The organism is Trichococcus shcherbakoviae (assembly GCF_963666195.1).
Classification (GTDB): Bacteria; Bacillota; Bacilli; order Lactobacillales; family Aerococcaceae; genus Trichococcus; species Trichococcus shcherbakoviae.
This window is the reverse complement of the sequence record NZ_OY762653.1, coordinates 135377-158291: the sequence shown is the minus strand read 5'-3', so window position 1 is coordinate 158291 and position 22915 is coordinate 135377. Positions and strand designations below refer to the sequence as shown.

The 22915-nt window shown below is 48.0% G+C and carries 17 protein-coding genes; 4 read left to right on the top strand and 13 right to left on the bottom strand.

All coding sequences use genetic code 11. The annotated features are described in order from the left end of the window. Positions 1-65: 65 nt before the first annotated feature. The 3 genes from pyrR to lspA all read right to left on the bottom strand — a co-directional run bounded on the left by pyrR (position 66) and on the right by lspA (position 2176). Positions 66-605, bottom strand: coding sequence for a bifunctional pyr operon transcriptional regulator/uracil phosphoribosyltransferase PyrR (gene pyrR / locus ACKPBX_RS00645; RefSeq protein WP_086627932.1), 540 nt, complete (start codon positions 603-605; stop codon positions 66-68). Positions 606-778: 173 nt separating this feature from the next. After that, a complete protein-coding gene (locus ACKPBX_RS00640) occupies positions 779-1684 on the bottom strand; it encodes an RluA family pseudouridine synthase (protein ID WP_086627933.1) in 906 nt (301 codons plus the stop codon). Positions 1685-1696: 12 nt separating this feature from the next. Continuing rightward, positions 1697-2176 carry a signal peptidase II gene (lspA, locus tag ACKPBX_RS00635; protein ID WP_086627934.1) on the bottom strand — a complete coding sequence of 160 codons (480 nt, stop codon included), beginning with the start codon at positions 2174-2176 and terminating at the stop codon, positions 1697-1699. Positions 2177-2446: 270 nt separating this feature from the next. On the opposite strand from lspA, the gene ACKPBX_RS00630 reads away from it, so the two are divergent. Continuing rightward, positions 2447-3826, top strand: a complete 1380-nt coding sequence (locus ACKPBX_RS00630) for a polysaccharide deacetylase family protein (protein ID WP_319995728.1) — start codon at positions 2447-2449, stop codon at positions 3824-3826. Next, the gene (locus ACKPBX_RS00625; protein WP_319995727.1) at positions 3826-5046 is read left to right on the top strand and encodes a putative glycoside hydrolase; all 1221 of its coding nucleotides are present in this window, start codon (positions 3826-3828) and stop codon (positions 5044-5046) included. The genes ACKPBX_RS00630 and ACKPBX_RS00625 overlap by 1 nt, the downstream gene beginning before the upstream one ends. A 197-nt stretch (positions 5047-5243) precedes the next feature. Here ACKPBX_RS00625 and ACKPBX_RS00620 read toward each other — a convergent pair whose 3' ends face one another. The 8 genes from ACKPBX_RS00620 to ACKPBX_RS00585 form a co-directional block, all read right to left on the bottom strand. After that, complete coding sequence (locus tag ACKPBX_RS00620) at positions 5244-5876, bottom strand: copper homeostasis protein CutC (RefSeq protein ID WP_319995726.1); 633 nt, start codon at positions 5874-5876, stop codon at positions 5244-5246. A 91-nt stretch (positions 5877-5967) separates the two neighbouring features. Next, positions 5968-6465, bottom strand: a complete 498-nt coding sequence (locus ACKPBX_RS00615; protein WP_180687935.1) for a mannose/fructose/sorbose PTS transporter subunit IIB — start codon at positions 6463-6465, stop codon at positions 5968-5970. Positions 6466-6533: 68 nt separating this feature from the next. Next, positions 6534-6914, bottom strand: coding sequence for a DUF956 family protein (locus ACKPBX_RS00610; RefSeq protein WP_086627937.1), 381 nt, complete (start codon positions 6912-6914; stop codon positions 6534-6536). Between the two features lie 129 nt (positions 6915-7043). Next, positions 7044-7970: a PTS system mannose/fructose/sorbose family transporter subunit IID gene (locus ACKPBX_RS00605; protein ID WP_319995725.1), complete on the bottom strand. Its 927-nt coding sequence runs from the start codon at positions 7968-7970 to the stop codon at positions 7044-7046. A gap of 17 nt (positions 7971-7987) precedes the next feature. Continuing rightward, the gene (locus tag ACKPBX_RS00600; RefSeq protein ID WP_086627939.1) at positions 7988-8788 is read right to left on the bottom strand and encodes a PTS mannose/fructose/sorbose transporter subunit IIC; all 801 of its coding nucleotides are present in this window, start codon (positions 8786-8788) and stop codon (positions 7988-7990) included. 21 nt (positions 8789-8809) lie between these two features. Continuing rightward, the gene (locus ACKPBX_RS00595) at positions 8810-9796 is read right to left on the bottom strand and encodes a mannose/fructose/sorbose PTS transporter subunit IIA (protein WP_086627940.1); all 987 of its coding nucleotides are present in this window, start codon (positions 9794-9796) and stop codon (positions 8810-8812) included. 210 nt (positions 9797-10006) lie between these two features. Beyond that, the gene (locus ACKPBX_RS00590; protein ID WP_319995724.1) at positions 10007-12883 is read right to left on the bottom strand and encodes a sigma-54-dependent transcriptional regulator; all 2877 of its coding nucleotides are present in this window, start codon (positions 12881-12883) and stop codon (positions 10007-10009) included. Between the two features lie 378 nt (positions 12884-13261). Further along, on the bottom strand, positions 13262-14194 hold the full coding sequence (locus ACKPBX_RS00585; RefSeq protein ID WP_319995723.1) for a hypothetical protein: 933 nt from the start codon (positions 14192-14194) through the stop codon (positions 13262-13264). Between the two features lie 226 nt (positions 14195-14420). Between ACKPBX_RS00585 and relB the strand changes: the two genes are divergently transcribed. Together relB and ACKPBX_RS00575 are read left to right on the top strand one after the other, a co-directional pair. Next, positions 14421-14642, top strand: a complete 222-nt coding sequence (gene relB, locus ACKPBX_RS00580; RefSeq protein ID WP_319995722.1) for a type II toxin-antitoxin system RelB family antitoxin — start codon at positions 14421-14423, stop codon at positions 14640-14642. 167 nt (positions 14643-14809) lie between these two features. Beyond that, a complete protein-coding gene (locus ACKPBX_RS00575) occupies positions 14810-15271 on the top strand; it encodes a DUF2798 domain-containing protein (protein ID WP_319995721.1) in 462 nt (153 codons plus the stop codon). Positions 15272-15357: 86 nt separating this feature from the next. Here the strand turns inward: ACKPBX_RS00575 and addA are convergent, their stop codons facing one another. Together addA and ACKPBX_RS00565 are read right to left on the bottom strand one after the other, a co-directional pair. Next, complete coding sequence (gene addA, locus ACKPBX_RS00570; RefSeq protein ID WP_319995720.1) at positions 15358-19170, bottom strand: helicase-exonuclease AddAB subunit AddA; 3813 nt, start codon at positions 19168-19170, stop codon at positions 15358-15360. Then, positions 19167-22793 carry a PD-(D/E)XK nuclease family protein gene (locus tag ACKPBX_RS00565; protein ID WP_319995719.1) on the bottom strand — a complete coding sequence of 1209 codons (3627 nt, stop codon included), beginning with the start codon at positions 22791-22793 and terminating at the stop codon, positions 19167-19169. The genes addA and ACKPBX_RS00565 overlap by 4 nt, the downstream gene beginning before the upstream one ends. Between the last annotated feature and the right edge of the window lie 122 nt (positions 22794-22915).

Here is a 22915-nt window from a genome sequence, read left to right as displayed (position 1 = left end):
GCAAGCTTCAAAGCAAATTCTTCTGTGTCTCTCGGGACACAGTTAAAGAATCACCGACCTATTTTTTATGCTCTGATCAATGTAACTTTTTCGATGCCGTCAACTTCATCCAAACGGACGGAAATCTGTTCTGCCTGGGATGTCGGAATGTTCTTGCCGACATAATCTGCTTTGATCGGCAGTTCCCGGTGTCCTCTGTCAATCAGGACTGCGACCGTGATCCGTTTCGCTCTCCCGAGATCCATCACTGCATCCATGCCTGCCCGGATCGTGCGGGCGGTGAACAGCACATCATCCACCAGCACGACATGCTTGCCGGTAACCGAAAACGGAATGTTCGTTTCGTGCAGCACCGGGTTGGCATTCGTATCGCGGTGTACATCATCGCGGTACAGCGTGATGTCCAATTCCCCCACCGGCACCTCGACACCTTCAAAATCTTTGATCCGTTCAGCGATGCGCTGGGCCAGGTAGATGCCGCGCGTCTTGATGCCAACCAAAATCAGGTTCTTTGTACCATCGTTCTTTTCCAATATCTCATGTGTGATGCGGGTCAGCGCGCGTTTCATCGTCTGGGCATCCATGATTTCAATTTCTTCTGCCATGTCCACTACTCCTTCATCGTCAAAATGAAAAAAAATACCCTTATGCATGTGGGCATAAGGGTACAGTCACGTGACGCTATACAAAATGTGATGCACCTTTTAGCCTCTCTGGACTATTTTAAAGGTTCCTTCAATATTACTGTAATGATAACCAATAGCGCCGTTGCTGTCAATCAGTTTTTGCGCAGTTCCGCCAATTTCTCGCTGTAGAAATCAGGCAAAGGTGCTTCGAAGCGCATTTCCTTGCCCGTCGTCGGGTGGATGAAGCCCAAAGTCGCCGCATGCAAATATTGTCCATGGCCGCTGAGCGTTTCAGCCGGTCCGTACATAGGGTCTCCGGCAACTGGATGGCCGATGTATTTCATATGGACACGGATTTGGTGCGTACGGCCGGTTTCAAGGTGCAATTTCAGCAAAGTGAAGTCACGGAAACGCTCGATGACATCAAAATGCGTCACTGCCTTTTTGCCGCCGTCAGCAACTGTGCGTTTTTTGCGGTCGATCATCATCCGGGCGATCGGCGCATCGATAGTGCCATCATCATGCGGAATCACACCATGGACCAAAGCAAGATAGGCACGCTCCATCGTGTGGTTCTCCAACTGCTCCGCCAATTTCTGGTGGGCTTCGTTCGTCTTAGCGACGACCAATAAACCGGATGTATCCATATCGATGCGGTGAACGATTCCCGGACGGATATTAGCCGTGCCATCGGACAGAGAGTTTACGTGAAACAACAAGCCGTTGACCAGGGTGCCGGAAAGATGCCCTTTGGATGGATGCACAACCATACCTGACGGCTTATTGACGACCAATAGCGCCTCGTCTTCGTAGATGACATCCAATGCAATATCCTCTGGCGTGACGTTGATCTGTTCCGGTTCCGGAATCGTCAATTCCAGAAGATCCCCTTCTTGGACCTTATAATTCGATTTGACGGGTTTGTCGTTCACCATCAGATTGCCGTCTTTGACCCATGCCTGAATCTGCGAGCGGCTTGTGCCGGTCATGAAATCCGCCAAGATCTTATCGATCCTACCGGTTTGACCATCAATATTAAAAACGATTTTTTCTGTCATTTGAATCCCACTTTACTTTAGCTTATTTTTTGAACTTATTTTTTCTTCTTCCTCTTCCATGAAAAGGATATAGATCGTCATCAGGATGACGCCTATCGTCAAACAGACATCCGCCACATTAAAAATCGGAAAATCAATGAAGTCCAGGCGGAACATATCCACCACGTATCCCAAACGCATCCGATCGATGAAATTGCCGAGAGCACCGCTCAAAAGGAAAGCGTAACTGATGCCCACGATTTTTTTGTCGAAGCCTTGCTTGTGTGCATTATAGACCATCGCGCCCACAACAACTACGGTAATGATGAAGAAAAAGAACATTCTTCCTTCAAAAATCCCCCAGGCAGCGCCCTCGTTCTGAATGTAGAACAGGGACAAAATGCCCGGCAGCACTTCCTTTACTTCGTGCAATGCAAAATTATTTACGATGGCCAGTTTGCTCCACTGGTCCAGGACCAACAGCAAGATGGCCAATATATAATAGATAATCATCCGATAGCCTCACTTATTCTGAAATTAACGTTTTTCCGTATCTTTTGCCTCTATCTATTGTAAACTAATTTTCAAAATTGTATAGTCATTGATTCCGGCATTTCCGATTGAAGCCTTATTTGCCTTACACATCAGGTAAGTTGTGACTATCATTTTAATGTATCTTTAACAATTTTCTGCATATAGCGCAATCGACCTTGATAAAGAATCCTCATTTTCGGTATAATGAAGATTGTATTGTTATATATCACGTAATAAAGGAGCTTGTTTATGTTGAGAGGTAAGAAGATTGCATTAGTTTTTACCAGTGCACTGGTATTGTCAGCCTGCGCTGATCAAGTGAAAGAAACGACAGAAACAATCACCCAGATCAGAACCGAAGAAACCGAAATTGTTGCCCAATTGAATGAGCTGCAACAATTGGAGACCGCATTACAGACAACATTTGACGAATCGCTGGCCAGCGATGAAGAATTGAAGACTTTCAAAGACGGATCGGCAGCCGTGTTCAGCAACCTGGAAGAACGCCGCACTTTAGCCGATTCGATTGAAAGCGCTTTGGAGGGATTGGCCGAAACGAAAGCCGACTTTGTTGCCTTCGACGAAGAGACCTTGCCGCTGGATCAGATGCAGGCAATCGGCGAAACGTTGGATTTGTTCAGCGAAAATTCGTTGGCTTACCTAGCTGCCTATCGAGACAGCTTGGATAAAGAAGAAGAACTGTTGACCGGCTTCGGAGCAGATGATGCCACTTTTGATACGTTCTTTGCAGGCATCGAAGCGATCAATCTTAGCGCCGAAACAAACCAAGCCAACCTCGCTCCAGTCGCTGAGAATTTGACGACATTGGATGCGCAATTGGTTGAATTGGAAGCAGCCATCGCCGCAATCGGTACGGAAGGAAGTGCAGAAGCCGATTCTTCTGCCGGCGCTGCGGAATCCTCTGAGGCTGCCGCTGCAGAAACGCCAGCAAAAAAAGCTGAGCCCGTCAGCTACGAATACCGCATCAATCCAGAGATTTCCACGGTCCAACCGATTGATGAGGACGGCAACACGCAGGTCGCTTTGTTGACTTTTGATGATGCGCCGCAGCAACCGAACAGCTACACCGTGGAAATTGCCGAAACCGTCAAATCGAAGGATGCCAATGCCATCTTCTTCGTAATGGGACAATTCCTCACGAACGAGCAAGCGCGAGAAGACATCAAGACCGTCTATGACATGGGCTTCGAAATCGGGAACCATTCCTATTCGCATCCCGATTTCCAAACTCTGACCTATGATGAACAACTGGAGGAAATCAAATCAACGAACGACCTGATCGAAGAAATCACCGGCGAGCGTCCACGCTTCCTGCGTGCCCCATACGGACAATATAATGAGGACACCATCGCGATCGCCGCAGCGGAAGGCATGACAATCATGAACTGGACCTACGGCTATGACTGGGTCGAAGAATTCATGGAAGGCACTGCTTTAGCCGATGTCATGGTCAATTCAAAATACTTGGGTGACGGCGCGAACTTGCTGATGCATGATCGTCCCTGGACAAACGACGCGATCGGCGCCATCATCGATGGCCTGCGCGCGAAAGATATCACCATCGTGGATCCGAATGTGATCGAATCGCCTGAACGGGAGGAAATGTAATGATGACTTATTTTAAACAGACACTCGCTGCCGCTAGTTTATTGTTTTTCCTATCCAGCACGACGGTTGCATCGGCCAGCGAAACCGAAAGCTCTGCTGAAACGACAGCAGCCACCAGCACGCTGACGCTGCGCCAAGGTGCCCTTTTGAAGACACCTACCGCCAAGGAACTACCGAAGAAATTCTTCTACGACAGTGGTGTCGAAATCGCCTATCCGACTGACGGCGTAAAAGGGATCTACGTGACGGCCTACTCGGTCGGCTATGAAGAAAAATTCAACAAACTAGTCGATTACGTCGATTCAAACAATCTGAACGCGATGGTCATCGACATCAAGGATGACATGGGCGTCGTGACTGCAGACTTCAACTCGAAGGATAGCCACATCCAGGAAAATACGGAAGAGTATATCCCGGATATCAAAGAGTTGATGGACGTGATGGAAGAGAAACAGATTTATCCGATTGCCCGCATCGTGACCTTCAAGGATACGCTGTTGGCCAACGAACAACCGGAGATGTCCTTCACCGAAAGCGATGGCTCCGTCTGGGTCGCTTCCAACGGCGAATCGTTCATCAACCCGTTCCTGAAGCAGACTTGGGATTATGCAGTCAATGTCGGGATTGAAGCAGCCAAAGTCGGATTCAAGGAAGTCCAGTTCGACTATGTCCGCTTCCCGGAAGGCTTCGAAGTCTGGGGCGATGACTTGAATTACGACATGGGCGAATACGCTGACTTGGAAATGACCGACGACGAAAAACGCGTGCAAGCCATCACAGACTTTACCGCTTATGCGAAAGAAAAATTGATGCCCTACGGCGTGGACGTATCCGTTGATATCTTCGGCTATACCGCTTCTGTCGTCGAAGCATCCGGCATCGGCCAGAACTTCCCACAGATTTCCGAGAATGTCGATGTCATCTCCTCGATGATCTACCCGAGCCACTGGGGCACCGATTACTTCGGCATCTACAAACCGGATCTTTATCCCTATGAACTGGTATCCGAATATATGATCGTCGAAAACGAGTTGCTTGCAACTTTGGAAACACCGCCTATCAGCCGACCGTGGCTACAGGATTTCACCGCTTCCTATCTGGGTTCCGGTTTCTACCAAACCTACGGCAAAGAACAAGTCGATGCCCAAGTGCAGGCACTGTACGATGCCGGCGTCAATGAGTTCCTTTTGTGGAACGCACTGAATAACTACACTTACTAAAAATGCCTAACGAAGGGGCTGTCTCGATGATGAGGCAGCCCCTTCTTTGCGGTTTGGCGGTGGGATTCCCCGCCAAATGGGTTTTGGAAGGGAATCTCTGCGCATAAAGGGGTAAGCCCATACAAAAGAGGCTGCATCAAAGCCAGAAAATCCTGTTCTGGTTCTGATACAGTCTCTTTTTTGCCTTTGATAGGATCCTACACAATTCGCGTCCCGTGTACTTCGGTGAATCCCAAAATTTTTTCAAGGTCTGCGAGATTGTCTTTCGTAATACCGCCGCCCGGCATGATCGTCATACCGGGACTGATTTTCGCAAGTTCGGCAATGTGCGCTGCGTTATCGAAAATCGTGTTTTCGGTAGGACCGCCATGCGTCAAAATCCGTGTAAAACCAATTTCTCCCAACCATAACAATGCGTCTTTTTGTTTACCTTCCGGCATGTGATCAAATGCCATATGGAAAGCAAGTTCTATTCCATTATCGATGGCTAACTTAGCGATTTCCTCCAAAAATGGTTTATCCAACTCGTTAGCCGCGGTTAAAGCCCCCACCGCTATACCATCGGAATGCAAGGAAATGATTTCTTCTAAATCCCGCATCATGATAGCTTTTTCCAGAATGGAATAAACAAAATCTCCACCCCGTGGTCGCAGTATTACGATAACGGGTACATCTTTGTCCGAGCAATAATCCGTTGTGATTTTGATGACGCCAACGCTTGGTGTTGTTCCCCCTACAGTTAAGTTGTCACACAGTTCAATCCGTTTAGCCCCGCGCGCGATGACCCCAGGGACATTCGTAAAATTTTCTACACATGCTTCTTTTAGCATTCCATCACCTCATACATACTATACCGCTCCGAATTAAAATAAAGAAGTCAGAAAGCTGTTACATTCGCTTTGTGACTTCTTTTATTGTGCGCTATAATAATCCTTCTTTTTTCAGCACTTGCATGAGATCCAATTTATTGTCAGCGACGACCTTCCGGATATCCAATTGGATACCCTTGAAATTCAGATACTCGAAAGCCTGAATATCACGTTTATCAACGGCTACTGCGTTGGTGATCATCTTTTTTCCATCAGAATAACTCATACTGCCGATATTGACATGATCAATTTGAACGCCTCTTTGCACGATTCGTGCGACATCGAGAGGATTCGTAAACAAGAGCATCGCCCGAAATTGGTTATGCGCATCATCGAAGTAAATATCGACAAACTTATCCACTGGAATCACATTGACCTTTACACCTGGTGGAGCGACTTGACGCAAGAGCGTCTTACGCAGATGATCCCGCGCCACCTCGTCACTGATGACAATAATCCGCTCTGCCTTGCTTAGCTTTGTCCACACGGTTGCCACCTGTCCATGAATCAAACGATCGTCGATTCGTACCAATCGAATATCCATCACCACGTTAGAACCTCCTTAAATCGCTCATCCAGCAACCACCAACCGTATGCACCTTGATTTCCAGCCGCAATTTAGGATGCTTTCTTTTTGAGCATATGCTTGAAGGCATTCTTCAAAACATCGAAGAAACCCAATGATTGAACCATATGATCTGGCTGTACATAGATGCGGATCGCACGTAAAACGTCCTTGGGATTTTTTGATGAAAAAGTATACGTACCGTCTTTCTTTGTCTGAAGCGCAAAACGAGGAATCCATTTTCCTTTGAACATCACCGATGCTAGGACATAATCAACCTCTTCCCAAGGAATTTGAATGAACTTTCGCGGATCACGATGATGATAAAATTCAAATGCCTGATCTCCAATCATAATTTTCCCATAGTCTGTTAACCCCATATAAGAAGTACCATCCACTACCATATCAACCTTTGCATTCAGGGATTCAACCATTACATATGCCCCTCTCTCTTTTTGTCTAATTTGAGTATAATATACTACCTTTGTTCTTTACAAGAAAAAAACAAGGCCCAGGCAGGTTTGCCTGAGCCTCACAATCATCATTTTTGATGCATCGGAAAATTATAGCAATCCGATCAAGCGTCCGCCGATACCGACAACGAACAGCCCAAGAATGATCACGATTGGAGAAACTTTCTTCTTCAATAACCACATGCAAAGGAATGTCAACAGCAATGCTGCCAAGCCAGGGATCAATTGATCCAAGTTGTTTTGCAAGGTCGTTACTTTTGTATCAGTCAGTGACAAGCCTGAAGTATATTGGCTCAGCGCTTGCTGGATACCAGCAGTGCCACTTGGCAGGTTTTCCCAATCGATAAATGCGCCTTCTGAAAGTTTCACTGAAGAAACGGTCGGAGCAAACGAGATGGATACCCAACGTTGCACCAAGGCAGCCAATACGAACATCCCAAGAATGGAAGCTCCTTTTGTCAAATCTTGCAGTATTCCGCCTGACAAATCCTCAGTGATTTTTGATCCAGCCTTATAACCGAATTCTTGGGTATACCACATGAATCCCCAACGGATAGCGTTCCATGCAACAAAGAATAAGATAGGTCCTAAGATGTTTCCTGTTAAGGCCAAGGATGCACCTAAAGCCCCCAGAATTGGACGGACTGTAAACCAGAACACAGGGTCACCAACACCGGCAAGAGGTCCCATCATTCCGACCTTCACACCTTGAATCGTAACATCATCTACTGGAGCTCCGTTTGCGCGTTCTTCTTCCAACGCTAGCGTTACTCCTAATACTGGAGAGGCCACATATGGATGTGTATTGAAGAATTCCAAGTGGCGTTTCAATGCTAGGACGCGATCTTCCTTTTCTGGATAAAGTTTCTTGATTGCTGGAATCATTGCGAAAGCCCAGCCACCGTTTTGCATCCGTTCATAGTTCCATGATCCTTGTATGAAGGTGGAACGCCAAGCAACCGCTAATCTATCTTTTTTAGTTAATACGAATTTTTTATTTGCCGTATTTTGTGCCATGTTTGCAGTCTCCTTTCCTAATAGTCGTTGAGTATCGAATCAAGTGGATCGCCAGTGTTACCAGAACCGCCATTACCAGAACCGCCCATTTTTGAAAGGTTCAAGTAGATCAAGGCCATTGCAACGCCTAGGGCTCCTAATGCGATCAACGTCAATTGAGATACAGCAGCAACAACGAAACCAATGATGAAGAATGGCCATACTTCTTTAGTAGCCATCATATTGATGACCATTGCATAACCAACGGCTACGACCATACCACCACCGATTGCCATTCCATCAGTCAACCAACCCGGCATTGCTTCCAAGCCAGAACGGACAGCGTCTGCAGGGATGAACAGTAGCAATGCAGCAGGAATTGCGATACGCAAACCTTGCATGGCAATTGCTCCAATTTGAAGCAATTCAATCTTACGATAGTCGCCTTGTTCTGCAGCTGCGTCCATCAAATGAACAACAGGAACTGCTAGAGTACGAACGAACATCGTCAAGACCAAACCAGCAACAGCCAGAGGGATCGCAATGGCAATAGCGGAAGATACGCCATCTACACCTTGACCACCTAATACCAAAATAATTGCAGATGCGACAGAAGCGAGTGCTGCGTCAGGTGCTACAGCGGCTCCGATGTTTGCCCAACCTAAGGCGATCATTTGTAATGATCCGCCAAGAATAATACCAGCTTCAAGATTTCCTGTGACCAGGCCGATCAGTGTACATGCAACGAGCGGTTGATGGAATTGGAACTCATCTAAAATACCTTCCATCCCGGCAAAGAATGCCACGATGATAACCAGAATAATTGAAATGACTGACATAATATACCTCCTCTTTTCTTGTTATGCCTTTGCTAATTCTTCTTTAGCTTTTTTCAGCAACGTATCCATTTTTTCCGATGAATCATTCGGAACTTTCCGGACATCAAATTTAACACCTTTTGTTTTCAATGCTTCAAATGCTTTCACATCTTCAGGCCCCATTGATAAGACCTTATTCACAACAACCTTGCCGACTGAGTGAGCCATTGACCCAACATTCAATTCCTCAATCTTCACGCCGCCTTCGATTACCCGAACGACATCTTGCACATTTTCAAAAAGCAAGAGAGCGTGAGTGTTTCCAAAACGAGGATCTTTCGCAATTTCAATCATTTTTTTGATTGGAATCACATTGGCTTTGACTCCTGGAGGAGCCGCTTGCACGATGAGGTTTTTACGCAATTCATCTCTTGAGACATCATCCGAAACTACGATGATTCGATCTGTTCCGGCTGATTTCGCCCACGTTGTTGCCACTTGTCCGTGAAGCAAACGTGAATCCAAACGAACTAAAGATAACTTGATTTTGCCATCGCCAACAACTGTCCCTGGGGGAAGGCTGCCTTTTAGCGGTTGTACCTTAGAAGCCGCTTCCACTTTCTTCGGCTCTAAACTTTCTGGCTTAGCTCTTACGCCATCCTTCGCTGCTGGAAGAATTTGAGCAGCAATCTTTTGTGCTGATTCCATGCTCAGACGTGCAGCATACGCTTCGATGACCATCGGAAGGTTCATTCCGGCGATAATCGCCCAAGTGTCTTTATGTGCTTCAAAAAGACTGTTGGCTTGGTTGAACGGTGTACCGCCCCATAAATCGACTAAGAACAGCACTTCATCTTGATTGTCAAAGGATGCGATAGCCTCTTGCATCTTTCTTTTGACATCGTCCGGTCCTTCGCTTGGCGCCAAGGTCACTGCTTTGACATTTTCTTGTTCGCCGAAAATCATCGAAGCAGATTGCAGAATGCCTTCAGCGAAATCTCCATGACTTGCTAGGATAATTCCTACCATTTGTATACCTCCTATTGAATATATTTTTGTGACTGTTTGGATAAATAGCTTGGCAGGCCATTTACCAGACACTATACTATATGCAAAAAGCGTGCCAACTTAGTGTATGGCCCGTTTCTTCGGAGAAAATAGCAGAAAAAATACACTAAAACACATAGTGTCTTAGTGTATCTATAATTATTTTTTGTTAGTGTATGCGATACTGTATCGTTATTCTTGATAGGCCAACAATTGTTGTAGATAGTATACTTCATCTTTCGGCATTTCAATTTGAAAAGTGCTGCTGAGGAGATTTAAAGATTGTTCCAGCTGCTTAAATGTATCGGACTGTTCTGTCATTTCCAGTTCTTCAAGCGGTGCAATCAATGTATCTTGGCGCAAGGACCGCTCAAACATTCCCGCGAGGTGCATCAGAAGATTGATTGTTTGGGAATAATTTTCTTCATTCTTCAATAAGGAAGAACTAAACTTCCACAAAGGTTCGATCAGCTTTTGCGGATTCAAGAAAGTAAAGCTTTGCGTCATGTATTCCACGCATATCTGCTTCGCCTTTTCCAATGTCAACTCGCTATCATCATAGGATTCGGCTTCTTCCACTAAATAGTCCAATACCTTTTCGGCATCTCCGTTGAAGAAATGTTCCATTGGAATGTAAACGGCATCGATTTTTGGTTTGACGATTCCTGTTGTCGCCAGGATTTCATACTCCTGTTGCAAGTTTGCCAATTGCTCATCCATTTCGATCACCGAAATCGGCAGTACCTCGATTTCCACATCAAAATATTTCTCTAAATGCTTGTCGATGATCTCCTTCATCTTTTGCGCGGTTCCTTCACCCGAAGCGCAGATCGCAATGATTGCCTTTTTGCGCTTCAGGGTGTGCCCGTTCTCCTCTCTGGTGGTCACGCTGCTTCCTGCATAACCACGGAAAGATTGGAGCGATCGATAAATTTCATCAAGTGTCGTTTCAACAAGATCTGTCTTGCGTACCGTTTCCAAAACGATTGGCGTTGTGACCATGTCGATCGTTTTGACCTCAATTCCGGTTTTTTCTGTGATTTTTTCGGAAAAAGTCGCCAGCGAGCCCATATCGACCAACAAAATGACTCCGCTCCCTCGATCGATTTCTTGAACACAATGAATAATTTTTTCGAGGGCCACTTGGGGCTTCATCTCAAGAGGCATATCTACAGCGCGAATATTGTCGACACCCAACAATGTCGTCACAACCTCGGCCATGCTCGTTGCTGTGCTCCTGCCATGGGCTGCAATCACAACACCCACGCGCCCTGTGGCTTTGTCTTGCTTTAATGAAACCAGCAACAAAGTCAGATAATAGGTCTCCACCTCGGGGATGTTGATGCTGTATTCTTTTTGCAGCTCTTGTTTCATCCATTTAGCGACCGTAAACTCTTGGGGATAATCTTCCACCATATTTTTGATGCTTGCATGGAGCGTCCGGCTGCTTTCGCCTAATTGGATCCGCTTTAAAAATGAGCTGATATGCAGACTCATCGCATAGACGAAGTTCCGTTGGAAGTGATAATCCAAATGATCTTGGGCATATTCGAACATATTTTTTGCAAAGCGAATAATGCGTTGATCAATGATTTCAGAAAGCTTTTTCTCCGTGTCAAAGGTCAAACCCGTATCACGATAGAAAGACTTCAGATGGACATTGATGTCGGTCGTAATATAATGATTTATGGATTCCTTATCAAGCCCATCTTCCCGCAGCAGCGCGGCCTTATTTCCGATAATTTCATACAGATTATAAGGAAGCTCATAGGAATCGCCTTTCAGCGGGCTTTCCGCTCCTTCATTCGGCACCAACGTCAGCACGGGCTCCAGCATCCGAGTAAGTTCATTCAAGCGCTCGCGATGATTATTCGCCAGATTGAGCAGGCCGTTTTGGATCTCTGGTGTAAGCTCATCCAACGTAATCGATATTTCACTTGAATTCATATAGTTCAAAAAGGCCCGCGCACAAACAAGCTGGACATTCGATTTCAACTGCCCGACATTTCCGTAGGTTACGCTGCCGATCAAAGCCTTCACTGCATCCTGTTTCACATGGATACTTTTTTGGATTCGATTGGCTTCGATCGAGACCATCCGCTTCAACAAGTCCACTTGTTCCGCAATCGGACGCTCCGAAAATTGCGGCAATTTAATAACGATTGGAATACGTCGCACAAAGGTCTGGAGCAAACTGGAAGCGGGATCTTCCGTCGTTGCACAAACAAGACGGACATTTACTTTGTTGGCTTTATCGGTTTCGCCTAATCGATTATAGGTGCCGTGATCCAGAAGATAAAAAATCATTTCTTGCCCTTCCGGCGGCAGGCGGTGCACTTCGTCCATAAACAGCATGCCGCCGTCTGCCCGTTGGATCAAGCCGTCCGTCGTTTCCGTCGCTCCTGTAAAAGCACCCTTACGATATCCGAACAAATGAGCCATCAATAATTCGGGATTGTGCGCATAGTCGGCACAATTGAATACAACCAGCTCCTTATCAGCTGCAAAAACTTGATTTGCTTGCGCGAAACGAAACATCGCATGAACAAAAAAGGTTTTCCCGCTCCCTGTTGGTCCAGTGATCAAGCAGCTTAACCCCTTAGGAGGATAGAGGATCGCCGCCTTTGCCTGATCAACTTGAGTCCGCATACTATCTTTTGAACCGATTACATTCGCAAATACCTCACTATTTGTTTCACGGCTACCCGTATTGTTTCCTTCCCGGGTTGTGAGGACACGAGAAATTTCAGAGGCAGACCCGCGTTTTTCGCTGCTTGCCCTTGCTGTTGGCTTGAGTGGGTCTTCTTTATATGAGTGCATCTTTTTTTGTGGTCGCTCATTCCATTTCAAAGAGTGATCCGCATATCTGACCGGCCGTCCAGAGGATTTGATCAGCTTTCCCAGACGCACGAGCTCATTTAAGTCGCTGCTTGCATTTGGCCGTTTGATATCGAGCTGCATCACGACTTCCTGAGTCGTCACACCATCGTTCTCTTGCTCAAAAGCAGCTTCAGTCCACTCCTCTGAGCGGATTTTGATATACTCGTAGATTCGATCAATTCGTTTCATCGAGATTCCTCCTTTTACTTCATCCCCATAAAAGTACCATAGTCCCGAAAAAAACGAAAGTGGAAGCTTACGAAAAGTGCCGTTCTTTATTTCGATGAAATGATGTCTTCTTAGATTAGACACTCATAATCTAGTCTAAGAAGACAGAAAAAGGGAGTAGGAAGATCATCCCCCTACTCCCTGTTCTGATGCTCACCTATATATTTCCTATCTTAAAACCGTTACGGCGTTTCTCCCAAGACTCGAGTATCTCTGCTTTTTTTGGTTCCCTCATGTGAGGACTTCTGTCCGGAAATTTGGTAGCTGTATAAAAATTAGAAGCCTTTGCCAACTCTTCCATTCGAGAAGTACGGGACGTTGTAACCTTCAATTTGACTCTCATTCAACTACCTCCTTTTCTAGAGCTTCCAAAATGGAAGAAAATGGCTCACCGTATCTAGCGCTGTACTTGATTAGTGTAGTAGCTACATCTGCATCTTCTTTTGATTCAAACTCTTCTTCGTCATCATTATATAACAGAATATCAATATGGGGTAGTAGGAGGAGACCGAAATAGCTGCCAAAGTGAGTCTTAGCATCCTCCTGTAAAGGGAATGCAAGGTACAGGTACTCTGACTCATCTCCTTCTCGCAATTCAGAGTAGGGAATTCCTTTCTGCTCTAAATATCTTTTCACCCGATACGCTTGTGCTTCAGGCAGATTATCATTCTGCAAGAGACGTATGTGATAGAGAAGAAGCTCATATTCTTCTTTCCCCTCTAAGTTTTGCTTTAGGTATTCCATATCTAATTTCTGGAGGTGGCTGTCAATCAACGCAAGCAGTTGCTCCCCGTAGTCCTTGTATTGCCAATGAGCAAGCCCTCTTACTCGATCCATCAAAATGTCATTAATATCCACGAAATTAACAGAAAAACCGTCTTTTGTAGCAGCTTTTAGTGTGGGCTTGTATACTCCATCAAAAGGTACACTTGCTACAACCTCTATAACAATTTCAAGAGGATCATGTACCCAATATTTCCCATCCCTCATAAACCCAAGATCCGTTAATATTATTTCTAATTCCCTTTGTGACTGTGTAATCATATCAATATCCTGGGTAGTATAACCACCGTCAGTATAGTATTCAACCGAAAGACCGCCTGTAACAATAACCTCGGCATGGTATTTTTTGGCGAGATAGTCTCGGATGATTCCTGCCACTCTTATATTTCTATCTCTCGTATTTGCAATTTTCTCTTCAAGCGGTTCTGACTGCCTCTGCTCAATCATTTCGTTTATCAAAGACATGTACCTATTATTATCAGCAACCATTGGTAAGGAATCCACCCTTCTCGGTAACAAGAAAACCTGTGCTAGTTCCGCTATTGATTTTTCAAACAAGGAAGCGCTGTAAGTTCTTATAAAAATATTTTAACATATGAAAACCTGAAACGGAAAGATTCTGAAAAGGAGCAGGTGGCAACACTTTTTTCATTTATTTAAAATAGTTGAATAGGAACACGCTTTGGATTACATTGAACATAAAGGAGTGGTAGAAATGGTCACGATATTATTGCGCATGGACGAAGAAGACGAAAAATTGATCAAACAATATGCGAAAGCCAAAAACATAACGGTCTCTGCCCTCCTAAGGAATGCTGTACTGGAAAAAATCGAAGATGAAATCGATCTGGAACTCTACCGTACTGCCATGGAACAACATACTGAGAACCCTCAAGTTGTTTCTTTTGATGAAATGATGAAGGAAATAGATTTCTGATAGTACCATTTAAAGGAGCCTTTATGAGCCAGGTTCAGAAGACACTTATGCAATAGCAATATACTGATTTTCAAAATATTTAAATTAATCCTGAAAATACTTCTTACACACATTCTATATTTGTGATACCATGGTTGACGTTGCACAAAAATAGAAGGAGTGTTTACATGCCCACAAACAAAAAAGAAGGAATTATTTTTACGACGATAATGTGCTCTATGATGGTGTTAGGAATGAGTATGTACAATCTGCTGTTACATGACAATTTAGCTCTTATACCGCTTGTCGCAGGCTTAGTGCCAGGTTTTGTTGTCGCCTTTATTTTGGACGTATTCATTGTAGGAGTGATTGCAAAGAAAATTGCTTTTCGACTACCCATCAAAAAAGAAAATAAGGTGCAGTTAATTTTGACAATCTCCAGTTTGATGGTTTTAGGGATGGTCACTTTCATGTCATTATTCGGTGTTCTGATTGAAGGCAGCATCCCCGATAATTTATGGGCTGCCTATAGCGAAGCGTGGAGAATGAATGTAATTGTCGCTTTGCCGTTGCAATTGTTGGTTGTCGGACCTATATCCCGGACAATTCTTGGTAATATCCAATCCAATAGTCAGCTTATTTTGGAATAAGCTTTAGCGCATAGTTGTTGAAAAATCAAAAAAAGGTGGAGTATCCTGGATTTAATCCTTGGATGCTCCACCTTTTTCAGTTTAATTTATACGGAAATATTCGTATGGTTCGAAAGCAGCGCAATATACGCCGCGCTGACGGGTTTCTGACGGATGGTCTCGAGGCCTTTCTTGTACAGGTTCATCTGGCCGCGGTATTTGTCGACGATGTTCTCGGGCAATACCGGAGCTTGATCGCCCACGAAATCGGTTTTGAAGTCGTAGAGGACGATGTGATCGTCGTACTCGATGAAGCCGTCGATGATACCGTGGATCAGCAGATTGTCGGTTGAGTCTTCCGGCATCTCAGCGAATATCCGGCTTGCCGGAATCAGCAACGAGAACGGCATTTCCCGTCTCACCCTGTCAGCGTTCGCCTGGATTTCCTGGCCCAATTCCGTCCGGAAGAACAACGCGATTTGTTCCGCATCGAGCTTCTCAGCAACAGCCTTCTCCAGCAGTCCATCACTTACCAATTCAAGCAACAGTTGCGCCACATAGGCTGCGGTGATTTCCTTTTCTAGATCCACGGACTGCATCACGAAATGGGTCGCGGTACCGATTTCGGCGCTGTTCGGCATTACCATCTCCTGCATGAAGCGCGGACGCGGGAACTCGGGCTCCACATAGCGGGAGACCCGTTTGGTGTCGGAAAGGTCCAGCTTCAGCATATGGCTTTCGTCCGGATCCTCGAACAGGCGCTTAATCTCCGAAACGGACTGGTAGCTGGTCGTCGTCATTGCCGCCTCGTAGGGGTATTTCGCTTCCATCAGGGCAACGGCCAGCTTCATTTCTTCCGCCAGCGAGTGTTCGTGCGCTTCGACTTTCGCCGACGCCATCTGCTCGATTTCGTCTTTCCACTGCGATTCGTTGATCTCCTCCATGGCGACCGGGATGTAGGACAACAGGTCTTCCTCGCGGAAAGTCTGGATGCTGAAGTGCACCGGGTAGTGCGTCAGTTCGCCGCGGTATTCCTTATGGAAATGATCGTTCTCTGCATCTTCATGCCGGTACAGACACATGCCGAGCCATTTCATCATCGAGCTGGCCTGCAGGCGCAGGTAATCCGGCAGCAGCTTCCCGCTTGTTCCGTCGGCCACTTGCCAATCGGCCCAAAGCTTTTCTTCGGATTTGTAGGACCCTACCAGGAACAGTTTCTGCTCGGCGCGGGTCAGAGCCACATAGAGCTTGCGCATCTCTTCCGCCAACAATTTCTTTTTCTTTTCGATCGCCAACGCTTGGCGCGCCAAGGACGGATACTGTACCCGCTGCTGGACGTCGAAATAATCGGTCCCGAGCCCATGCGTCTCGGAGAAGATGTATTTGCTTTGGGTATCGCTCAGGTTGAACCGTTTCGACAGATCCATCAGGAAGACGACAGGGAACTCCAGGCCTTTGCTGGCGTGGATGGTCATGACCCTGACGGCATCCTCGTCATCGCTGAAGGAAGTCGGTTCCGCCAAGTCTTTGTCGCGCTGTTGAATCTTCTCGATGAAGCGGATGAACTGGAACAGCCCTTTGTAGTTCGTTTCCTCATACTTCTTGGCCCGCTCATAGAGGGCGTGCAGATTGGCCGTCCGCTGTTTGCCGGCGACCATGCCGCCTACGTAGTCGAGGAAGTGGGTGTCGTTGTAGATGGTCCAGATCAGGGTGACGAGACTGCTCCGTCTGGCAATGTTGCGCCATTCGTGCAAGCGACCCATGAACAGCGCCAACTTGCTGTGCGCGTCCTTGATTTCCGCGGTCTGGTCAATCCCAGAACTTTCGCAAATTTTGATGAAATGCTGCACGGCTTCGTAGAAATCGCCGTTCTTCTGCTGGATGCGGATCAGCGCCAGCTGTTTCTCATCCAAACCGACGATCGGCGAACGCAGTACTGCCGCTAGCGGGATATCCTGGCGCGGGTTGTCAATCACCTTCAGCAAGGACAGGATGATCGAAACCTCGGTGCGCTGGAAATAGCTTTCCGTGTCATTCAGGATGACCGGAATCTGGAAATCTTTGAAGATCTCCAGGATGACAAGGTTGTTCTTCTTCGTCGGCGTCAACAGCACGATGTCCCGGTAGGATAGCGGCCGTTCTTCCTTGTTCTTTTTGTCGTAGATCAGGAACTTCTCATCGATCAGCGCCTTGATTTTCTGCGCCACCATCGTGACTTCCCCTGCTGTCTTGTCGTCGATCGTCAGGTCGGCTTCGAGATCGTTCTCCGGCGTGAGGGTTTCCTCATCGTTGTCGGCAATCTCCGACAGGTAGATCAGTAGCTCCGTCTGGTTGCGCTCGCTCTCCGGGAAGGATTTGTTACCGGCCTGGAGCTTCGCGGCTTCGTCGTAATCCATCTGGCCGACTTTTTCGTCCATCAGCTGTTCGAAGATGAAATTCGTGAAATGGATGACCTCTGCGCGCGATCGGAAGTTTTCGGCCAGAATGATCCGTTCTCCGCCGTTTTTGTCGGCAAAGGCCGCGTATTTGCGCAGGAACAGGCTCGGGTCGGCCAAGCGGAAGGCGTATATGGACTGTTTGACATCCCCAACCATGAACAGGTTCTCGGTTTCCGGCTGATGCCGCGTCACCCAGTAGAGGATGCTCTCCTGCAGCTGGTTCACGTCCTGATATTCGTCGATCAGCACTTCCTCGAATTTGCTACGGAAATAAGCGCTCGCGTCGCTCATCTTGCGTTCCCCATCCTCGGCAATCGGCGCCAGAATCTGCAGTGTCAGATGCTCCAGGTCATTGAAATCAAGCACATTGTCGTCCAATTTCCGTTCCCAATAGGCTTCGGAAAAGCGTTTCGTCACCCGGGCCATCTCCTCGGCGTATGGGTGGATGCCTTTCAGCACTTCCTCCTGTTCCGCAAGCGGCCGGTTGAGGTACTGCGCGCTCAATGAGGCGAAATCCTTCTTGTATTTGTCGCGCAGGTTTTTCAGCAGTGCTTTCTGATCCTTCACTTCATCCGGGTCGGCCTTCTTGCTGCTCGGCCAACGCGCAAACTGCAGCTGTTCGTTCGCAATCGTGTAGGCCGATTCGTAGTCATCCTGCTGGACAGCTTCCAACAGGCGGTCGGCATAGCCCTGCTCCGTTTCGAAAATTTCGCGCTGGGCAGCCGTTTTCACATCTTGCCCCGCCAGATGCCGTGCTTGTTCGATGTCGTAGCGGATGCCTTCGATCAGGCTCAGCAGCTGCGGCTTCAGCAATTCCTGATAGAGCACACTGTTCGTCAACCCGGCTTCGGTGTTGTACAAAGACGGCAAAGAATCCAGCCAGCGGTAAGGAATCGGGTTCGCGCGCGAAAAGTCGTAGAGCGAGAAGATCAGCTTCATCAGATCGTCGTCGCTGCGGTCCTTCGAATAAGCCTTGGCCAGATTCTTGAAGTGCGTATCCGGCTCCCCGTAAAGTTCCTCCTTGACCTCTTCCCAGACGTCCTCCTTCAGCAGCTCGACTTCGATCGTGTCCGCCAACAAGCGGAAGACCGGATCCAGATCGATCAGATAGAAATAGCGCTGAATGACCTTCAGGCAGAAGGCGTGGATCGTCGAGATGTTCGCCTGCGGCATCAGCGAAAGCTGCTTGATCAGGTGCAGGTATTGCTCCTGCGACTGGGCTTCGTTGATGGCGGTCTGGATGGCGCCCGTCATCCGCTCCTTCATTTCCTTGGCAGCTGATTCGGTGAAGGTGACGACAAGCAGTTCATCGACGTTCGTTCCGCCCTTCACTTTTTCGATGATCCGCTGAATCAGGACAGTCGTTTTGCCGGATCCTGCCGAGGCGGAGACGAGGATATTGTCCCCGGTCTGGTAGATCGATTGCCATTGCGTTTCCGTGAATTTTTCATTGGGTGTGCGTGCCGGTATGCCTGTCATCATTGCTCCTCCCCTTCCTCGTTGGATTCTTGATTATTCTCGTCGCGTTCTTGCTTGATCTTCGAAAGCACATCTTCCTTGCTCAGCTTGATGTATTTGCGGTAGCGGTTCTCCGGCAACGTGTTGTCGAACTGCGAGATGGCGCGGTAAGGTCCGCTGACTGTCGGCGTATACGGCCGTTCCTTGATTGGGTCGAGCTTCAGGTCGCCGGACAGGATCTTATCGCCGGCCTCCACCATGTTCGCCCGGTTCTTGGCGATCAGATTGTGGAAATCATCCAATGTAATCAATTCGTCCTTTTTGCCCAGATTGCCGGCCTTCAGTTTGTTGAAAGGGAAGATTTCCGAAGACTTACCGCTTTCGACAGACGGATCGATTGTGTCCAAAACGGCAGTGTCGTTCAGCAACAGCCCTTTCAGCTTGTAATCAGTGATGATCGTCTTCTGGTAATCCTCGAGCGTCATGAAACTGTTCTGCTTGATGAACGGGTTCTTGACGTGCAGATAGAAAGCTCCTGCCGGCAAGGTCTTCCCGGCCAGCAGCTTGTCAGCGTTCAGCAGGGCCACATCCAGATAGGTGATCATTTGCATCGCCAATCCGTAGTAGGCGTCGGAGAAATTGAAACTGTGCGCGCTCGATTTGTAGTCAAGGATGGTCAGATAATTCTCGTCCCCGGCGTTGACCAGATCGATCCGGTCGATCTTCCCGCGGATATGCAGGGTGCCGCCGTTGTTCAGCGGCATGTCCAATCCGTCCAGCATCTGTTCGCCGCCCATTTGCCCGAAGACGGCTTCGGTACGGATGTTCTTCAAGGCCGTCCGTCGGCTGTGTTGGTTGAGCACCCAAGCCATTTTCTGGATTGTTTCGCCCAGCTGGTCACGGATGAAGGCCATCCGGTTGGAGGTCCTCAGAATTTTGAATTTTTCGCTCCCATAGAGCTCATTTAGGACTGCATCGGCAATCTGTTTGACTGTCTCCTCACTCAGATCAGCGGTATCGATGAGCCTGCTCTTCAGCTGGTTGACGATCTGTTCCAAGGCTTCATGGAAAAATTCGCCGGTTCCGGCAGCGGACAGCTCGTATTTCGCCCGTTCCTTGAGCTTCAAGCCGTATTGCAGGAAATGGCTGTACGGATCTTCAAAATAGCGTTCCAGCTGTGAGACCGACAAATACAGGTCTTTTCCGTAGAGCTGCTCGGCAACCGGCGCCGTCAGCTTGCTCGGCACATTTTTGTGCCAGAGGCTGGCGAAGACCTGCTGCATGATCCGTTTGGCTTGCGGATCCTTGGATATGTAGGCCAAAATGTATTTCCATAGCGTCGGCACCGACTCATTCGTCGCGCGTTGGTGCCTCAGCAGATGAACCAGCTGGCTGATGTTCTGTTGTTTGCTGCCTAGGAAGGCAGTCGTATCCTCCGCATCGGCGATGTCCTGGTGCTTGATTTCGACAGGTATCTGCAGCGCATTGGCAACGCGCGACACATAAGGCGAAATTTTCGGTGATTTCTTGCTGTCGTCCGCACTCATCGGATAGCTGAAGATGACCTTTTCCGTCCCTGAAAGGAAGGCCTGGTAGGCCACATACGGTTCAGCGGCCATCGACTCGGCGGTCGTCGGGTGCAGATATTTTTCTTCATTATTCAACGAACCGCTGAGACGCGCGCGGTCCTCTTCCGTCAGCAATGATTTATTCTCTTTCTGCGCAGGCAAATGGTCCTGGGTCATCCCCATCAGGAAGACCACCTTCGCCGGCTCGAAGCGCGCTCCATCGATGCTCGAGAAGACGACTTGGTCGATACTTGGCGGCACCAGGCTGAAAGTCGCGTTCTGGAAACCGGTCAATAGGATTTCATGGAATGCTGCAGCCTGGAAAGGGCTGTCCCCCAGAATTTCGACGTACTCATCCAACAGGTTCAGGAAAACTTTCCAGATCTGCTCCTGCTGGCGCGCTTGGATCAGGTCCCCCTGCGCCAAGGCTTCATCGCGCCAGAACAGCATCTGTTTGTCGACTTTGGCGGCGATCAGGAAATTGTACAGGTTCCTTGCGGCTTCCCGGCCCGTCTTGGCCTTCGCCATCTTCTGGAAGAACGGCAGCAACAGATCCCTCAGATAATTGCGGACCTGGTTGGAGGTGTCCTGCATCCGTCTATCCTCGGGGCTCTGGTTGCTGTTGCCGTTCTCGTCCCTGAAGGTCGCAAAATACCAATCATCCTTCGAAAGCCAGCTGTTGCCTTCATAGCCGTATGCCAGCAAGACATTCTCGATCACATCGACCTGTTCGCGGAATCGCAGCACGGCTGCCGACGTTTCCTCAAGCCCTGCCGGATTGTCATGGTTGGCAGGCGTCAACAATTCCGTGCGCAGCAAGCGCATGATGTCCGGATAGCGCCAATGATGGCGGCGGATTCGAAACAGCGCGTCGATGAAATCCATGAACGGATGGTGCTTCATGGCGTCTGCCTTGTCATAGAAGACGTCCATCCCGTCTTTGTCGAATACCGGCTTCACCATCGTTTCGTATTCTTCGACCGTCCGCGCCAAAATCAGGATGTCTTTATAGCGGTAACCGTCCTCGGCGACCAGTTTTTTGATTTCATTGGCCACATGGAAGACTTCCGCCTGTTTCGTTTCGCAGCCCCAGACCCGGATAGCTTCCTTCTGGTCGACAGTAAGCTCAAACGAGCCTTGGACTTTGTTGGCGGTCGCATCCGTGGACGCGATCCAATAATTCTCAAGGGTCAACAAAGCATCCTTGTAGCCGTCCGTATCCTTCGCAACCCAATGGTCCTTCATGACCGGAACGCGCAGGCTGCGCGCCAAATGATAGAGCGTGTGATAGGTCGACCCAGCCGTATAAAACAGCTGATGCATGGCCGGTGGTTCGCTGACATAGGCTTTGTCCAGCGCCAATGTGATCGTGACTTGTTTTGCGGAGCGCAGCAGCGTCGTGACGATCTGCAGCTCGCGGGCTGTGAAACGGTAGAAACCGTCGATGAAGACATAGGTGTTCTGCATATCCAGCGTTTCGATGACGCCGGCCAGCGCCTCAAGGATGACCTCCTTTTCGAGGTATTTGTCCAGCAGCGCTTCGTTGAAGGCATGGTAAAGCTCCTTCAGTTCCGTCAACTTCAGCTGGAAATCGGCCTCGTTGCCGGATTCGGCCTGGCTCGCCAGAATCCCCTGCAGATCCTCCTCTTCGATGCGCCCGCTGCGCAGCTCCAGAAACAGATCGGTCAGTTGTTTGATGAAGCCTTCTTTGTTGGCTTCCCGGCGGAAAAGGATCAGCTCCTGCTCCTTCTCCATCAGAATCTTCCGCACCAGCATGCTGAGGCCGGCTTCCGACAATTGCTGCTGTTGGAAGATCGGCGATTTCTTCAGCAAATACCACGCCAAGCGGCTGAAACTGAACGTCTGCAGATTCATCGAGCCCATCATGTCCTGATCGCGGAAAACCTCGAATTGCCAAAGTTTCTCCAGGATCGACATCTCCGCCTCGAACTTCGCGTGCTCTGGAACCAGCACAAATACCTCCGCATCCGGCTCCTCCGTCATGATCCCCGAAATCCGCTCATATATCGCTTGTTTCTTGTCCGCCGATTCCTTGCCTAAAATAAACTGCAACCCCATCGGATCGCCTCCTGTTCGTGTAAGTCAATATGGTTATTTTACCATAAGGGGGTGGTGAAGCATTGGGATTATAGGTAAATAAAAAAGCGGAAATCAAGCAGATTTTCGCTTTTTTAACATTT

What these genes read in the sequence shown, in the direction of transcription:
- ACKPBX_RS00595 (WP_086627940.1), bottom strand. Translation starts at nt 9,796, where the DNA reads ATGGTAGGAATTATCCTAGCAAGTCATGGAGATTTCGCTGAAGGCATT.
- ACKPBX_RS00630 (WP_319995728.1), top strand. Translation starts at nt 2,447, where the DNA reads ATGTTGAGAGGTAAGAAGATTGCATTAGTTTTTACCAGTGCACTGGTA.
- ACKPBX_RS00585 (WP_319995723.1), bottom strand. Translation starts at nt 14,194, where the DNA reads ATGGTTGCTGATAATAATAGGTACATGTCTTTGATAAACGAAATGATT.
- ACKPBX_RS00605 (WP_319995725.1), bottom strand. Translation starts at nt 7,970, where the DNA reads ATGGCACAAAATACGGCAAATAAAAAATTCGTATTAACTAAAAAAGAT.
- ACKPBX_RS00590 (WP_319995724.1), bottom strand. Translation starts at nt 12,883, where the DNA reads ATGAAACGAATTGATCGAATCTACGAGTATATCAAAATCCGCTCAGAG.
- relB (WP_319995722.1), top strand. Translation starts at nt 14,421, where the DNA reads ATGGTCACGATATTATTGCGCATGGACGAAGAAGACGAAAAATTGATC.
- addA (WP_319995720.1), bottom strand. Translation starts at nt 19,170, where the DNA reads ATGATGACAGGCATACCGGCACGCACACCCAATGAAAAATTCACGGAA.
- pyrR (WP_086627932.1), bottom strand. Translation starts at nt 605, where the DNA reads ATGGCAGAAGAAATTGAAATCATGGATGCCCAGACGATGAAACGCGCG.
- lspA (WP_086627934.1), bottom strand. Translation starts at nt 2,176, where the DNA reads ATGATTATCTATTATATATTGGCCATCTTGCTGTTGGTCCTGGACCAG.
- ACKPBX_RS00625 (WP_319995727.1), top strand. Translation starts at nt 3,826, where the DNA reads ATGATGACTTATTTTAAACAGACACTCGCTGCCGCTAGTTTATTGTTT.
- ACKPBX_RS00610 (WP_086627937.1), bottom strand. Translation starts at nt 6,914, where the DNA reads ATGGTTGAATCCCTGAATGCAAAGGTTGATATGGTAGTGGATGGTACT.
- ACKPBX_RS00575 (WP_319995721.1), top strand. Translation starts at nt 14,810, where the DNA reads ATGCCCACAAACAAAAAAGAAGGAATTATTTTTACGACGATAATGTGC.
- ACKPBX_RS00640 (WP_086627933.1), bottom strand. Translation starts at nt 1,684, where the DNA reads ATGACAGAAAAAATCGTTTTTAATATTGATGGTCAAACCGGTAGGATC.
- ACKPBX_RS00565 (WP_319995719.1), bottom strand. Translation starts at nt 22,793, where the DNA reads ATGGGGTTGCAGTTTATTTTAGGCAAGGAATCGGCGGACAAGAAACAA.
- ACKPBX_RS00620 (WP_319995726.1), bottom strand. Translation starts at nt 5,876, where the DNA reads ATGCTAAAAGAAGCATGTGTAGAAAATTTTACGAATGTCCCTGGGGTC.
- ACKPBX_RS00600 (WP_086627939.1), bottom strand. Translation starts at nt 8,788, where the DNA reads ATGTCAGTCATTTCAATTATTCTGGTTATCATCGTGGCATTCTTTGCC.